The organism is Williamsia maris, from assembly GCF_024171815.1.
Lineage (GTDB): Bacteria > Actinomycetota > Actinomycetes > Mycobacteriales > Mycobacteriaceae > Williamsia_A > Williamsia_A maris.
In genome coordinates this window covers 165050-180269 of the sequence record NZ_JAMTCJ010000004.1, presented here as the reverse complement: position 1 = coordinate 180269, position 15220 = coordinate 165050, and the positions used below count along the sequence as shown (strand labels likewise).

Here is a 15220-nt window from a genome sequence, read left to right as displayed (position 1 = left end):
AACAGCCAAAGGAGCGTCAGCGATGAATCAGGTGAACCGCATACAAATCGTGCAGCTTTTCGCCTTGGTCGTGCTCGGGGTGATCGCGCTGACGATCGTGGGCATCCGCTACGTCCACCTCGATCACGTTGTCGGCAGCGGAGACTTGCTCGTGCACGCCGACTTTCGTGACTCGGGTGGGATCTTCACCAACGCCGAAGTGACGTATCAAGGTGTACCCGTGGGACGTGTCGGCCGACTGTCTCTGCGCGATCATGGGGTTCGGGTTGACCTCGTACTCGATTCGGACGGCCCGCGCATCCCTGCCGCGGTCGAGGCGGTCGTGGCCAACCGTTCGGCGATCGGTGAGCAGTTCGTCGATCTGCGCCCCTTGCGTGTGGGCGGCCCCTACCTGCACGACGGCTCCGTCATCTCCGACACGTCGATTCCGGTCCCGGTGCAGGACGTGCTGACCAGCGCGGTCCGGTTGTCGGACTCGGTACCCATCGACGACTTACACACCGTGGTCACCGAACTGGGCAAGGCGTTCAACGGCAATGGCGAAAACCTGCAGGGCCTTGTCGATTCGCTGTCGAACCTGGCCACGACCGGCAACGACAACCTACCGGCGACCATCTCGCTGCTCCGCAACGCCAACACTGTCCTGGGCACCCAGGCCGACCGGTCCGACGCCATCGGAGACTGGTCGAAGAACCTCGACCTGATCACCACCCAACTCGCAAGCAGCGATCCCTCGATCCGTCGACTGCTGACCACCGGCACCGCGTCGGCCACCCAGATCTCAGCCCTACTGACACGCAGCGGCGGCGACGCAACGACCGTCGTCCGCAACCTCGCCACCGACGTACGCAACATCAAGCCGACCTTCATCACGATCTCACCAGCACTGGCGATGCTCTCCGCGGTCTCGGCTGCCAGCTACACCATCATCAACGCTCCCGGAGGCGACGGGACCATCAGGTTCAACCTCATCGCCGAGACCAACAACCCAACCCCGTGCACCGTCGGCTACGAGAGCACCCAGGCCGAGATCGACGCCATCAAAAAAAGAAACCCCAACTTCGACATCGACTACGACGACTTCCCGTTTAACACCAAAGCCAACTGCACACTCGCGCAGGGCAACCCGACAGTCGTTCGCGGCGCCCAGAACGCCAAATACGCCGACCCCGCCACCACCCAGCCCTGGGACAACAGACCCAAGAAGGACCCCGACAAGCTCAACCTCACCCCGCTCGCCGCGCAGATCGCCGCCCTGTTGGGCGTGGGCCCCGCATGAGGTGCGACGTCCGGTATGACGATTTTGGTACGTCTGCAGGTGTGCAATGACCTCCGCGATGTATGTGGCCGCCGCCGCGGCGTGGCTGGTCTTGTCGGTCCCGTCGGCGTTGCTGGTGGGCGCCTCGATCTCTCGCGCCGATCAGAACGACCGCTGCGCCAAAGGTCTCACGGCCCACGACGTCACCACGAACCCACGCCGGCCGATCCACCCACGATCGTCCGACGACTCCATGACACGGCACCTGATGGCGCGCACCGCGGCGAGGACGCACCGCCGCCGCACATCAAGCCCCGGCGTCGGCGTCGGTGCGCGGCGCCTGACTGCGATCAGCGGGCTGATGGCGTGGACAATGTGCACCGCCGCGTGCACCAATCACCTCGGCGCCGGGCCACCGGGCGCCGACACGTCGGCAACCAGAATTACCTCCAGCCGAGACCCGTCGCCGCAGACTATTGACGGATTGATCTGCCTCCCCGGCGTTCCCGGCGTATCGATGGTGTCGGTGGCGACACCGATCGCGCGCTTGTCGGTGGCGGTTGCGCGGCCACCCGGCTGGAAGCGGACGCCTCGACCGGCCCCAGAACTGGTCATGTTCGCCGAGGTCGCGCCGCGCGGTGACGCCAGCGCCATGGTGACCGTCAACCGCATTCCAGCAGATGTAGACACGGCCGAGGATGCACTGCGCACGCACAATCGCGCGATCGTAGCGGCGGGTGGAATCGACCTGGTCGCGGTCGCCGACCCGGTATGCGGGCTGCCTGCCGAGCTGCTCACCGTCACTAAACCCGCCCGCGGCTCCATTCCGAGACGCACCGCGACCATGCGTGTCGTGGTCGTCAAGACCGCCGCCCGCTACGTCGCGGTATCGCTGATCGTCGAACCGCTGACACCCACCACGTCCACCTCCTTCGGTCGCGACCTCACGACCATGACATCGACCTTCGTCGTGACACTCGACGGCCCGTCGATCTAGAACGCACCGCAGTCGGACCACCACAACGCAGCCGAGAACCACCGCCATTCCCCACCACGCTGTCCCTGTAGCACCACGAAAGGCAAACCCATGGCTCGACACCAGATGAGGACCTCGCCGCTACGGTGGGCAGCCAGTATTGCTGCACGCCATTCGTGGTGGGTTCTGATTGCCTGGATCGTCATTGCCGGTGGTCTCAACATCGTTGTGCCGCAGCTCGAACAATCCGCAGCCGACAAATCAGCCGCCATCATCCCCGCCGACCTGCCCGCGACGCAGGCGCTACGTGAGATGTCTCGCGACTTCAACGCCCCGGTCTCGACAGCGGTAGGCGCCGTCGTGATCAGCAGCACCCACGAAATCGGAGCCCCCGAATCGCGGTACTACAGCGAGTTGGTAGCCAAGCTCCTCGCCGACAAGGACAACGTCGCCTACGTCCTCGACATGTACGGGAACCCCGCCACCCGCGACTTCGCCATCAGCCCCGACAAGAAGGCCGTGACCCTCACCGTCGCCGGCCAGGGTGACGTCGGCACCGCCAAGGCCCACCACGTCACCAGTGTCGTCCGAGACGCCATCGCCTCCATCTCCAAACCCCCTGGCCTCCAGGCCCACTTCTCCGGCGCCGCCCCGACCGTGGCCGACGAATTCTCCAGCACCGACACCTCCATGCTGATCATCACCGCGATCTCGGTGGTCCTGATCACCGCACTACTCCTTCTTACCTACCGCTCGCTATTCGCCGCGATGATCCCGTTGCTGACCATCGGCATCTCGCTGGCCGTGGCCCGCGCCGTGGTGTCGTTGCTCGGCCAGCACGGTGTGCTGCCCATCTCGAGTCTCACCGTCACCCTCATGACCGCCCTGGTACTCGGCGCAGCCACCGACTACGCGATCTTCCAGCTAGCCGGATTCCACGAAGCCCGCCGCCGCGGACTCGACCCCATCACCGCCGTCATCACCGGCAGCAACCGCACCGCACACGTCCTGGTGGCATCGGCCCTGACGGTCGCCCTCTCCGCGGGCGCACTCGTCTTCGCCAAGATCGGCCTGTTCACAACCTCCGGACCACCCATAGCGGTGGCGCTGCTCATCACCCTGGCGGTATCCCTGACCTTCACACCCGCATTGACCTCGATACTGGGCAGACGCACCCTCATCGAACCCCGGCCCTCACGCCAACACCAATGGCACCGCCTCGGAACCAGGATCATTCGGCGGTCGATACCGCTCGCCGCGCTGTCGGTGATCGTGCTACTCGCACTTGCCGCGATCGCTGTGACCCTGCGACCCAACGGCGATGACCACGCCATGCAACTACGCGCCTCGGACTCCACGCGAGGATACGACGAGGTCGCCCGGCATTTCCCCGCCAACGAGATCCTGCCCGAGTACCTGGTGATCAGAACCGATCACGACATGCGCAACACCAACGACCTCGCTGCCCTCGAGGTCGCCGCGGCCGCTGTGTCGCAGCTGCCCACGGTGGCCTACGTACGCTCCATCACTCGCCCCGACGGGCACCCGCTGCCAGAATCGGCCATCGGGTATCAAACCGGGGTCATCGGGGAGCGGCTCGCAGACGCACATCACCGCATCGACGCCGCACGACCGGAACTGGCACGCCTGGCCGCCGGGGTCACCCAACTCCGCGCCGGCGCGGTCACCGCACGTGACCAACTGCCCGCGCTGGTCGACGGCACCAAACAAGTTGCGGCCATCGCCGGTTCGCTACTCGATCTGCTGCCCACCGCAACCCGTATCGCCCACGCCGCCGGCACCGACGGCAACAACCTCACCGCAACACTCGACCGTCTCCAGAACCTGACCGGAACCCTCACGCAACTCGTGACGACGCTGCAGCCATCGCGTGTGGCGTTCGATCGGCTGGTCGACGCTCTCGCGCCGCTCGCCGCTCCGGGCGCAGCGTGTCCCCCGGGCTGCCTGCCCGCCAAACAAGCATTCACCGCCCTCGATGCGGCGACACATGGTGCGCTGCGCCAGGCCTTCGCCGCCGCTCAGGCCACCCAGGCCATCACACCCGACATGCTTGCCACGGTCAATAAGCTCCTTCCCGACCTGCGCGCCGGCCTCACCCAGATCACCGCACTCGTCTCCTCACTCGACGGTCGCTCACCCGAACAGATCCGCGCCGACCTCACCCGACTCACCACCGGAGTCGACGCACTGAGCAACGGAATCGGCCAGATCGCCGAAGGACTGACCCAAGCCAAAAACGGCACCGACCAGACAGTCTCACTGACCGACCAACTCGCCGCCGGCCTCGACGACGCAGCAAAGTACCTCCGCACTCTCAGCTCACAGACCACCACCGGGCCCGGGGCAGGCTTCTACCTTCCGCCCCAGGCACTCACCGACAACCGATTCGTCGCCGGGTCACGACTGCTCATCTCCTCAGATGGACATGTGGCACGCATGCTGGTCATGGCATCGTCAAACCCCTACGGCAACCGCATCATCGACTCCGTCGGCGACGTCTCCGCCAGCGCACGAGCAGCACTTGAAGGAACAGTGCTTGATGGCGCCGAGGTCGAATCAACCGGAATCGCCTCTGTCACAGCCAACATCTTCGACCAGGTCGAAAAAGACTTCATCCTGTTCGCGATCGTCGCGATACTCGCCGTCTTCCTCATCCTGGTGTTCCTGCTCCGCAGCCTGTTGGCGCCGCTGCTCCTGGTGGGTGCAGTCGCACTCTCGTTCGCCAGCGCCGTGGGAATAAGCGTCCTGGTCTGGCAACACCTCATCGGCATCGAACTGCACTGGTCAGTCCTACCGGTGGCGTTCATGGTCCTTGTTGCGGTCGGCGCCGACTACAGCATGCTTTTCGCCTCGCGAATACGGGAAGACCCCGATACCGGCATGACCCGCAGCATCATTCGCGCGTTCGGCACCACCGGCAGTGTCATCACCACAGCCGGCATCGTCTTCGCGATCACCATGTTCGCGTTGATGTCGGGATCAGTGATGTTCCTGCTGCAAACCGGATTCACCATCGGCATCGGTCTGCTCCTCGATGTCGCCGTCATACGAACAATCCTGGTGCCCACCGTCATGCATCTCATCGGCGAACGCGTGTGGTGGCCGGCCCACCACAAACCGGCATCCGTCGAGACGCCATCGTGATCAGCCGGAAGACCGATGACATTGATTGGTAGAAGACGATGACACGACACACGACAGCCGACACCACTGATCGTATCGGCTGCACACGCCGAGGCAGCCTGGAGCTTCCGATCGTTGATCAGGGTCCGCTCGCGGGCCCACCGGTGGTCCTGCTGCACGGGTGGCCACAGGACCACCGGTGCTGGGCTCCGACAGCTCGATGCCTCAACGCCGCCGGCTTTCGGACCTACACACCTACCTTGCGGGGTGTCACCGCGACCGCACAACCGCGGTGGCGGTGGGACTATCGCCTCTCCGTCCTCGTCGACGACATCGCACACATCATCGACGCAATCGATCGCGGACCAGTCCACCTCGTCGGCCACGACCTCGGCGGGACCGTGGGATGGGCCACCGCCACCGGCCATCCCGACCTTCTCCAGAGCTTCACCTCGGTGTCATCCCCCCATCCGGCAGCGCTATACCGCGACGTGATCAGTAATCCTCGACACGTCGCCGCTCTGGTGCACATGGCGTTGTTTCAGCTCCCCGTGTTCCCCGAACACCTGCTCGCAGATCCCGTTCGAGTAGAGAACCTTCTTCGTCGTGGCGGACAGAAGTACCCCCATGCCAATCGTGATGCCGCCCGGCTGTTGCAATCGGCGATGCGGACAGGCGGGCTCAATTGGTACCGCGGGCTAGCCCTGTCCGGTCCTGGTTGGCGGGCGACCACGCACGTCCCCGTTCTCGAGATACGGGGACAAAAGGACCCATTCGTCGCGTCCGCGGCCTACCAGTACTCACGCCGACATGCGCGCGGAACGTACACGTCCCTGACAATTCCCGGCGTCAATCATTGGATACCCGACCTCGCTCCCGACCGCCTCGCGAGCCCGATCATCACACACCTACGGCGTGCGACGCTGTAGCCCTGCCCGCCCGCTCTCAGTGGTCGTACGCGCTGCTCCCACACACAGAGGCCTGGCCACCGCAACGATATCGCGGTGACGTGAAGGTAATTGCGTTGGAGATACTTCGACTCGGGTTTATTTGACCGAACCGGAACGATCGGCAGGACAATCCATCGCCCACAGTTCGGGCATCGCATGGTCTGACCAGGTTGCACATCGGGCGTCGCGATCGCAGAGCCACATTCCACCGCAACGAGCGGCGCCCCGGGCCGATGCTGGAGACACTGACGGTCACAGGTCATCTGGGTGCTGACGGCCCCCGAGACGCCGCCGCTGGTCTCCGGAGTCAGGGGCTCGCCTGGGGATACGCGTGCGCGAGGTTGTCGAGGATGGCGAACAAGCGACCCACCTCGCGCTGGTAGATACGTACTTGTTCGCGGGCTGCGGCCGTCTGCCATGCCGGCCGCCCGACGATGAAGTCGTTGTAGGAGTCGATCGCGTGGCGCAGCGTGGCCACCCGCCGACGTATGCAACAAAGGAATTGATCCAGTTGCGCCTGTTCGATTTCGGTGGGAGTGGCTGTTGGCGGACGCACGACCAGAGTTTATGCCCTTGCTAACGATCATGCGCGCAATGAATGTTGCGACTCAACATCTTTCATGTGGGCGCGAGGGACCGCTATCGGGACCGACCTAAGGCCACTCGAGCGGCCAGCGCTGTAACCGTGACGACGATGACGCAGGTGCCAACGATGCCGACGGCGGAACCACGATCTGCGTGAAGGAGACACAACCCGAACACCACTGCGAGCACGGCGCATCCAGCAGCGAAACTCTCATGCACTGAGGTCAGCGTCACACTCTCCCATCGCAGGATCGGACGTGGGCGCGGAGGTAGTCGCTGGGCGATGAAGGCGTAGATGGCCAAGATGATGGTGAAGGCGATGTATCCGAGAGCGGCTGCGGCCGGCATCAACTCGGTCTCGGGGTTCGCTTTCATCATGAGGTAGCCGATGTCGGAGGCCGCGGCGCCCAGCAGTGCCGTCGCGAGTACGACTGATCCGACGACGCGGTACCCGCAGATCAGCGGGGACAGGGCCATCAACGCCAGCGTCACGTCGCCCGTCGGGTAGAGCGCGGCTACGAGGATGAAGCCGTTGGCGGGCAGGCCCGCCGAGGTCAACAGCAGAACTACTGCGGCGTAGGTCGCCGCAGTCAGACAGGTGAGGGTCATTGCGCGTTGCCACGGACGGTGGGCCAGCGTCAGTCCGTAGTCACCGCCCCGCATCCACAACGCAACGCCAAATCCGACGGGCATCAACAGATAGCCGATGTCGTGGAGATGCCCGGTCGGAATGGGCTGGTTGCGGATGTTGCGGGCGCGAACCATGCCACCTGGCCCGCAGTCCAAGCCAGTGTCCCACCGGCGAGCGCCGTGAAAAACACGGTCGAGCGGCGGTCTCCTGTGGCCCGGAACTGCCAGGCGCGCCAGCCGAACGCCGCTGTCGCCACCGCGGCAAAGCCGGTCTGAACGAGGTCGGTGACAAACGTGGTGTGCGCGACATTCCGGTCGACGGCCTGCATGACTGCGATGGCCACGCCGCCGGTGAGAAGCAGCCCACACCACACAACCAACGTCGTCGTTGGCCCTCGGGTGGGGAGCACAGAGCGGGGCATGCTCGGCGCCGCTGGGGCTGTCGGGACGCCGTCGCGCGTCCACAGCCGTCGGATCAGTGCGGGGTCGGCGTCGACCGCCGACCCCACTGCTTCGAGCACCGGCCACGACATCGTCGACGCGCTGGTGGTGAACGCCTTGGCCACGGTCGTTGCGTGACAGCACTGATAACCGGTCTGCTGGTGGGGCTGACAAACCTGGACATAGGTCCGAACGGCCCCAGTCTGGCCCCGTCTCGCTCGCCCCGCACCCCTGACCCCATGCGTGGCCGAGACGGGGCCTCCCCATCCCAACTCACCGTGGAGATCAGTCATGGCGGATATCCCTTCGACGATGGTGCGGTGGAGCGTCGCGGCATTCAGTGCGGCCAACCCCACTGAGGTCGTTGCCGTGAGCGGTGTCTGCTCCCGTGTGACACGCGCCCGCGCCGCCGCCGCCGACGCCGCACTAGCGGTGATCTTCGAGCTCCAGGACGCCGGAGTGCTCCTGGTGTCGATGACCGTCGGGTTCACCGAGTCCGTCGCCGGCATCGATCCTGCCGGGCTCGATTTGGGCGAGTATCAACCACTCATCGACGGGCTCCTGCACCTGAAACGGCCGTTGCATTCCTGGCCGTTCGAGTGGTGACCGCGATGAACAGCACGCCACCGTCGCAGATCGATTCTGCGACCGTCTGGATCGTCGAAGTCGACAGCCCGCCCGAGGGTCGCCACATTCACGGCGTCTACGCCGACGAGTCAGGCGCCCACCGCGCCGTCGTCGATCTGATGACAACGCGGTTTGCGCAGCACTGGCCGGGCAGCAGTGTCCGCATCCCGGCGCGAGCCGATTTCGCCACCAGCAGCGACTGGCACCACGCGGTCCTGGCGGCGTGGACCCTCATCGACCCACCCGCGATCTGGATCGTGTCGAAGGAATGGCAACCCCAATGAGCACCATTGCCAGGCCCCGCCGCCCAACGGCCGCCGCAGAATCCCGCTGCCAGGCGTCCTCAGTCGGTCGGCGAGCCACCCGAGCAGATGGATGGGCGATCTCTCACATCGCCCGACCGTGTCCACGGTGGCCGTCGGCTTCGCTGCTCCCTGCGAGCGTCGAGTGGCGATGGTCGGCGATCCATCGCAGCTACGCGCGCCGCGGGGAGCAGCCCCACAAAAAGCGGAGTACCGGCGGTGATCGAGCTGTGGGGGTCTCGGATGAGCGATCCCATGATGATCGCCGGACTCGCCATGATCTGCGCCGGCGCGCTACTGGCCGCACTCATCCTCGACCTCGCACCCAGCCACCGCGGCACACAAGGTCACGACACCCCGGAAAGGAACCGACCGATGCGCATACGCCGCCGCGCCGCCACCCACTCCACGGCTCTCGATCACCTCGACTTCTCAGCCGTCGAGCTCGCACAACTCCATGCCTACATCCAGCGGATGACCGTATTCCCACGCCCCGAAGACACCCCGCGCGTCGCCTGACCCAACCCACAAGCCAATACATCGCCGGGACAACGCGTTCGGCAGAAGGAGCTACCCATGACAGGCACCAACACATCCGGGGTAAGTGCCGTCGCGGCGGCCGCACTCGCCATCACCGCCGCGGCCATCACCACCCCCGCCGCAGCGAACGCCGCTGACGTCTACTCGCTCAACCACTCCCGCACCACCGTCGTCTACCTCACCCACGCCGAGACCGTCACCGCCGCCCAGATCGGTGCCGGCAACGTCATCAACGCGGTCCTGGGTGACGATCACTGGTCAGTCACCCTCGAATCGGACTCCCGCTACGCCAACCGCTGGTACTACCGCCCCGACAAGCGCCGCGTCTGGAACAACATCACCGGCCAACAACTCGTCGCCGAAGCAGCCGCCCACCCCGGCGGTCGCGTCGCCCTGGGCTACACACCGAGCACCCCGGGCCATCCGCTGTGGGTCGAGCAGACCTGGTGAGCACCACAGACCAGAACGATGGCGACGAAACCGCGCCGTGGACTCCCCAAGTCGGTGAGGGGGTCGTCGCCTACCCCGGGACCGATCGACACATCAGTGGCCGGATCGTCGACGACTTCGGCGACTTCACTGCCCATGGTGTCGAGGTCAACGACACCACCATCGCCGCCCCCGCGCGCCGCTGGGCCGTCCTGACCGCCGACGACCGCCTGGTGTTCGTCGACACTGACCACCTCACGCCCGCTGCAGCGCAACCCATCGCATCACCAGACACAGCCGAACACGGAGACCGATCATGACGCTCACCCGACCAATGACCGCGGACGCGGCCTTGTTGTGCGCGGTGGCCGCCGGTACCGCCACCGCCCACGCCGCCCCCGCACTGAAGGCGCAGCCGGACACCTTCGCCGACCGCTCGGTCACCCGCACCACTGACGACGGATGGCGGGTTACCGCCACGAAGTCCCGCGAGAACATCCGCTCGGTGCCACCGCTCAACGCCTCCCCGTGGACCCGCGAAGGGTTCCTGTCTCTTCGGTCGGCGGGCACCATCACCGGGGCAGGATCGTCGCCGATCAACTCGGGCACCGTGACTGGCGGTTTCCAAATCGGCTGCAACACCGACGTCACCTCCGGGGCGACCGTCGGCATCGCCGGCGGACCCAACGCCACCCTCAACATCTCCTATCCGCCCGCGCTCGGCGTCGGTGCCAGCATTCAACCCAGCATCTCCTCGACGCTCAAACCCGGCACCATCACCGACATCCCACTCGGATCCAAAAAGCTGGCCGCCGACCGCGGCGCCATCACCGCGACCGGAGTGCACATCAAAATCGACGGCTGCCTCGGACCGGTCACCCTGCGCTCCTATGTCAACGTCGCCATCTCCACCCCCCTCAACGACGACACCGTCAACGTCTACGGCCAACGCCACCACCTCTAGGAATAGAGGATCCCAAGGAGACAACCACCGTGATCGTTCAACGAATTCGAACCACCACCGCCGCAGCGCTCATCGCCGCGGGTCTGGGCACAGCCGCCCTCACAACCGGCGCCGGAACCGCCGCAGCCGCCGACGTGCACTCCACCCCCACCGGCGGGGTCCAGGTGTGGCTCACCCACACCGAAACCGTCGCCGCAGCCCACAGCGGCCTCGCCAATTACCTCCAGGCTTCCGGCATCTCCAACCGGGTCGCGGTCTACTTACGCAACGACTCCCGCTACATCTCCACCCGCCACACCATCCCCGGTCGCCCCGGCCTATTCGTCGACACCCGCTACCAGCAAGTCGTCACCGAAACTGCCAACCACCCCGACGGACGCATCGGAATCAACATCACCCCAGCACGACCCAACCTCCCCGTCGTCATCGCCCAGTACTGGCGCTAAGACCCACCCGCACAACACAGCTCAAGGAAGACCACACCATGGCTTCGACAACACGACGCATCGGCGCAGGACTGGCAGCTACCGCAGCCGCAGCCGCAGCCGCCCTCACCGCGGGAGGCCCGGCCACGGCAAGTCCGGGCCCGCAGATCAGCTGCGCCGGAGCGCGCTGCACCAACACCGGCGACACCGTTGGTATCGGGTTCGGCACCTACACCTGCCCCAACGGCATCGGATACCCGTCGGTCGCAATCGTGTTCCCCCACAGAACCGCACCGGTGTATCCCGCCAACTGCACCCCCACCACATTCCCCGGCTACAACCACTAGCCACTGCCCGCTTGCTTGAGGAGATTTTCATGGTGTCCCGTTTGAAGACCGTCGCCGCTACCACCGCCATCACCGCCTCAATCGCGGTCGGCGGAGCACTCGGTGCTGCTGCCCCGGCATCGGCGGCGCAGTACGTGCCGACCTCGACCGGGGTCAACGTGTGGTTGACCCACGCCGAGACCGTCGCCGCGGCCCGCAGCGGACTGGCGTCTTACCTCGACTCCTCCGGAATCACCCAACACATCGGGGTCTACGTCCGCCCCGACTCCCGCTACAACTCCACCCCACACCGCATCCCCGGCCGGGCCGGCGTCTACGTCAACGTGCGCGTACAAAAACTCGTGGCAGAAACCGCCGCGCACCCCACCGGGCGCATCGGGCTGTTCATCGACCCGACCGACCCCAACGCCGTACTCCGCGTAGTCGAGTACTGGAAAAACTGACCCCTCCCCCAGCCCACTTAGGACACGTCGATGACCACACCCACCGCCTCCTCACCACGACGAACCCCCCTCGACGACACCCCGACCGAGCAGTTCGCCACCACCGACCTCCCCCGAGCCGACGCCGCGCGCAGTGGTGACAGTGCTGGTGGAGTGTCGTGGCCCGTGGTGTGGCGGTGGGTCAGCTTCATCATCGGGACCATCGTGCTGGTGGTGTGCGCATGGGCTTTGGGATCGAAAGTCCCGCAATGGACCCGCGACCACGGCACCACCATCGTGTTCCTGTGCTTCTTCCTCGTCATGTCGATCGCCGGACGCTGGTTCTGGATGGGGATCGACGCCGCCCTCAACCGCGTCATCGGCGGGCGCTGATGACCCACCCGGCCACACCCGAAAAACCCCACCCGCGAACCGGCCATCGCCCTGCCTCGGGCGTGCGGTACACGGTGCGTGTCATGGCCGCGGTCCTCGCGACCATCACCACCCTCGCACTGGCGTGGTTCATCATTGCCGCCACAGCCGCACCCGCACACGCCGACGCGTTGTGTGACGCGATGCGAGCGCGGTTCGGCCCCGGCTACCCCTGTATCTCAGTACCCACCAACACCTTCACCCATACCGCACCAGCCGCACCCACCACCACCAACCCTGGCCAGCAGTCCTCGGGTGGCCCGCAAGTCGGTATTGACGTCGGCCCCGGACCCGGCATAGGCAATGGAACCCCCATCGTCCCGGTACCCGGCGCACCCACGGCCGCGCCCGGCACCACCCGAGCACCGGCGGCCACACCCACCACACCCCAGGTACCTGCACGCCCAACACAACCAGGGCAACAGACCGCACAACCCGCGCCGCAGGCCACCCAGCCGCCGCCCTCCACTTCCTCCCGGCCGACTGCACCGACCACCACCCCGGCACCAGCACCGGCAGGAACTAGCGCGCCCACCCAGAAAGCGTCAATCCCGACCACCGACGACAACACCTCGGACCAGACCACCCAGATGTTGTGGCTCCTGGGCGGTGCCGCTGCGATCGTCGCCGGCGCCACCAGCACCCGCTCCGGTGGGATCGGCCGCTACCGTGCCACCGCCACCGCCAACGGCTACCCCACCGTGGGCTCCGCGTTGCGGTCCTGGTTACCCGGCGGCGGATCCGAACGCGCCCGGATCGGCAACTCGCAATACGTGTTGATCAACGACCCCACCAGCCCCCGCAGCTACGTTTTCCACGAAAACGTTCCACCCGGCGGACACATGTCGGTCAACCCCGACGGCACCGCCACCATCTACAACAAAGATGGCCAACCCGTCGGCACCATCGCCGAACCCTGGGCATACGACAGCCTTGGACACCCGCAAAAAACCTGGTACACCGTCGACAACAACGGCAACCTCGTCCAACACATCGACCCAGAACCCAACGCCCTCTACCCGATTTTGGCCGACCCACCCGACCCCAGCGCCAGGCTGAAACAAGCCCAGCAGCAACAAGCTGCTGCCGCCCAAGGCCATCCCGCCCACCAACCCGGCACCGGCACACCACTCAACAAATCCCCCAAAGCCAACCCACCACCGCCACCGCCTGCGACCCCGCCGCCAGCGAACAAGCCCGACTACAGCGGCGACCCCCACAGCCAAGCCGGAACACACTCCGGGCTACCCGCCCAAGACACCGCCAGCGGACCCGACGTCGCCCAGCAGACACCTGAGCCATCCACGACGCCCAGGGACAACACTGGATTGCGGAACGCACTCACTGCGCCAATTCGTGACCAACCCCAAGAACCCTCGTCACGTTCCTCATTGCAGGGCGCTACCCCAGAGCCCAACCAGCGATTCACCTACGACGACTGGCTGAAAAACAACTACCTGGGTCAGAGTGTGTCCGACGGTCCGGATCAATTCAGCGACGATTCGGGTGCGACGTGGCGACGAGATGGGGAAACCGGTCTCGGTGGCGGCCAAGTCTGGCGCAACATCGACGCACCCAACACAACTATCACCGTCATCAGAAATTCAGATGGATCAACGACGTATATTTCGAACGCTGGGGATATCACCCGAGTCGGACGGGACGGTGGGATTACGCAAAACGTCCATCTGGACGACGGGAAGGCTATCGCGGGCAGCGACGTCAGTGACGCCGTTCTCACTCTTGTGCCTGGGGTCGGGTTGGTAAGGAGCGGACGTCTAATTCTTTCGCTAGTCCGTTCGGGGATGCCGTCGCGTGGCGGCCGGGGGACGGCGAACGACGGAGACACTTCTCCGGTATTCATCAGCAGAGAGGCCGACAACGGCAAGGGAGTTATCTACCAGCTAGAGAAAGACGTCGGCAACGGTAATGGAAATACAGGTTCGGTAAGAATTATGCAGCCAACAAAACGGTATCCAAACGGGTATGCCCGCTTCTATAATGATCAGGGACAGCCAATGAACGAACTCGGCAAGCCCGGCTCAAAGCCTGATTCACACTTTCGAATCGAACCGGATGGAACCTTTAAACTTCCTCAAGGATGGTAATGACAACTGCAATTGCGATTATAGGCAGCGTAGTGACTGATGTATCTGACGGGTTCAGCGTCAGAATATCGACAAGCGATGGCCATACCGTAACCATAGAGAACAACTTCGAGGTGAAGGGTGGCACCAATCCGTTTTCAGTGGCTGCTTCCGCGTCAGGCGAGTTTTCGCTGGAGTCTTCGATTTTCAAAGGCGCAAAGATCACCGACGCGCAGTATGACGAGAGCGGCTCACTGTCGATCTCGCTCGACAACGGAAGTGAAATATCGGTGGCGCCAGATGAGGTATACGAATCGTGGCAAGTCGCGGGTCCGAGTGGATCTTTGATCGTTTGTATGCCGAGCGGCGATATCGCGATATGGAGTTGATTTTACGGTCCTTCTTCGGCACATGAGCTCTTAACCGGTCGGCGAAGGTCGGTGGCAATTTTCCTACCGCCAGCTCAGTTGGCGAGCGTCGATCTTTCCCCCCGCCTGACGCGGTCGTCAAGGTGACAAATAGCCGCGAGGGGTTGCTGTGACTCTCTGCAACGCACTTACGAGACCTTGCATGCCCCGGCAGCAATCTGCACGCAGGCTGCATGCAGATTTGCACGCACGTCCAGGCTATAACCGCTGTGCGCCCGGACGCCAGATACACC

General features: G+C 64.9%; 19 protein-coding genes. 16 read left to right on the top strand and 3 right to left on the bottom strand.

The genetic code is table 11. The features are described 5' to 3' along the window. The first annotated feature begins 22 nt into the window (after positions 1 to 22). The 4 genes from LX13_RS19465 (at position 23) to LX13_RS23605 (ending at position 6307) form a co-directional block, all read left to right on the top strand. Entirely contained in the window at positions 23 to 1279 is a 1257-nt protein-coding gene (locus tag LX13_RS19465; RefSeq protein ID WP_253662990.1) for an MCE family protein, read from the top strand. 247 nt (positions 1280 to 1526) lie between these two features. Continuing rightward, on the top strand, positions 1527 to 2255 hold the full coding sequence (locus LX13_RS19460) for a hypothetical protein (protein ID WP_253662989.1): 729 nt from the start codon (positions 1527 to 1529) through the stop codon (positions 2253 to 2255). Between the two features lie 207 nt (positions 2256 to 2462). Next, complete coding sequence (locus tag LX13_RS19455) at positions 2463 to 5399, top strand: MMPL family transporter (RefSeq protein ID WP_253662988.1); 2937 nt, start codon at positions 2463 to 2465, stop codon at positions 5397 to 5399. A gap of 38 nt (positions 5400 to 5437) precedes the next feature. Beyond that, positions 5438 to 6307 (top strand): alpha/beta fold hydrolase, encoded by an 870-nt coding sequence (locus LX13_RS23605; protein ID WP_372499966.1) that lies wholly within the window; start codon positions 5438 to 5440, stop codon positions 6305 to 6307. Between the two features lie 328 nt (positions 6308 to 6635). Here the strand turns inward: LX13_RS23605 and LX13_RS19450 are convergent, their stop codons facing one another. The 3 genes from LX13_RS19450 to LX13_RS19440 all read right to left on the bottom strand — a co-directional run bounded on the left by LX13_RS19450 (position 6636) and on the right by LX13_RS19440 (position 8109). Continuing rightward, complete coding sequence (locus tag LX13_RS19450; protein ID WP_253662987.1) at positions 6636 to 6884, bottom strand: hypothetical protein; 249 nt, start codon at positions 6882 to 6884, stop codon at positions 6636 to 6638. An 83-nt stretch (positions 6885 to 6967) separates the two neighbouring features. Next, positions 6968 to 7606: a hypothetical protein gene (locus tag LX13_RS19445; RefSeq protein WP_253662986.1), complete on the bottom strand. Its 639-nt coding sequence runs from the start codon at positions 7604 to 7606 to the stop codon at positions 6968 to 6970. Further along, positions 7606 to 8109, bottom strand: a complete 504-nt coding sequence (locus LX13_RS19440; protein WP_253662985.1) for a hypothetical protein — start codon at positions 8107 to 8109, stop codon at positions 7606 to 7608. Before LX13_RS19440 ends, LX13_RS19445 begins: the two co-directional genes overlap by 1 nt. 166 nt (positions 8110 to 8275) lie before the next feature. Here LX13_RS19440 and LX13_RS19435 point away from each other — a divergent pair, with 166 nt between their 5' ends. From LX13_RS19435 to LX13_RS19380, 12 genes are all read left to right on the top strand, one after another. After that, positions 8276 to 8590 (top strand): hypothetical protein, encoded by a 315-nt coding sequence (locus LX13_RS19435; protein WP_253662984.1) that lies wholly within the window; start codon positions 8276 to 8278, stop codon positions 8588 to 8590. Positions 8591 to 8595: 5 nt separating this feature from the next. Next, positions 8596 to 8895, top strand: a complete 300-nt coding sequence (locus LX13_RS19430) for a hypothetical protein (protein WP_253662983.1) — start codon at positions 8596 to 8598, stop codon at positions 8893 to 8895. A 261-nt stretch (positions 8896 to 9156) separates the two neighbouring features. Continuing rightward, positions 9157 to 9432, top strand: a complete 276-nt coding sequence (locus LX13_RS19425) for a hypothetical protein (RefSeq protein ID WP_253662982.1) — start codon at positions 9157 to 9159, stop codon at positions 9430 to 9432. Positions 9433 to 9489: 57 nt separating this feature from the next. Continuing rightward, positions 9490 to 9903: a hypothetical protein gene (locus LX13_RS19420; RefSeq protein ID WP_253662981.1), complete on the top strand. Its 414-nt coding sequence runs from the start codon at positions 9490 to 9492 to the stop codon at positions 9901 to 9903. Next, entirely contained in the window at positions 9900 to 10202 is a 303-nt protein-coding gene (locus tag LX13_RS19415) for a hypothetical protein (RefSeq protein ID WP_253662980.1), read from the top strand. The genes LX13_RS19420 and LX13_RS19415 overlap by 4 nt, the downstream gene beginning before the upstream one ends. Further along, complete coding sequence (locus tag LX13_RS19410; protein ID WP_253662979.1) at positions 10199 to 10846, top strand: MspA family porin; 648 nt, start codon at positions 10199 to 10201, stop codon at positions 10844 to 10846. Before LX13_RS19415 ends, LX13_RS19410 begins: the two co-directional genes overlap by 4 nt. 29 nt (positions 10847 to 10875) lie before the next feature. Next, complete coding sequence (locus LX13_RS19405; RefSeq protein ID WP_253662978.1) at positions 10876 to 11292, top strand: hypothetical protein; 417 nt, start codon at positions 10876 to 10878, stop codon at positions 11290 to 11292. A 38-nt stretch (positions 11293 to 11330) separates the two neighbouring features. Then, entirely contained in the window at positions 11331 to 11618 is a 288-nt protein-coding gene (locus LX13_RS19400) for a hypothetical protein (RefSeq protein WP_253662977.1), read from the top strand. A gap of 29 nt (positions 11619 to 11647) precedes the next feature. Then, on the top strand, positions 11648 to 12061 hold the full coding sequence (locus LX13_RS19395; RefSeq protein WP_253662976.1) for a hypothetical protein: 414 nt from the start codon (positions 11648 to 11650) through the stop codon (positions 12059 to 12061). Positions 12062 to 12091: 30 nt separating this feature from the next. Further along, positions 12092 to 12433 (top strand): hypothetical protein, encoded by a 342-nt coding sequence (locus LX13_RS19390; protein WP_253662975.1) that lies wholly within the window; start codon positions 12092 to 12094, stop codon positions 12431 to 12433. Positions 12434 to 12516: 83 nt separating this feature from the next. Then, entirely contained in the window at positions 12517 to 14580 is a 2064-nt protein-coding gene (locus tag LX13_RS19385) for a hypothetical protein (RefSeq protein WP_253662974.1), read from the top strand. Further along, complete coding sequence (locus LX13_RS19380; protein WP_253662973.1) at positions 14580 to 14948, top strand: DUF6188 family protein; 369 nt, start codon at positions 14580 to 14582, stop codon at positions 14946 to 14948. The genes LX13_RS19385 and LX13_RS19380 overlap by 1 nt, the downstream gene beginning before the upstream one ends. The last annotated feature ends 272 nt before the right edge of the window (positions 14949 to 15220 follow it).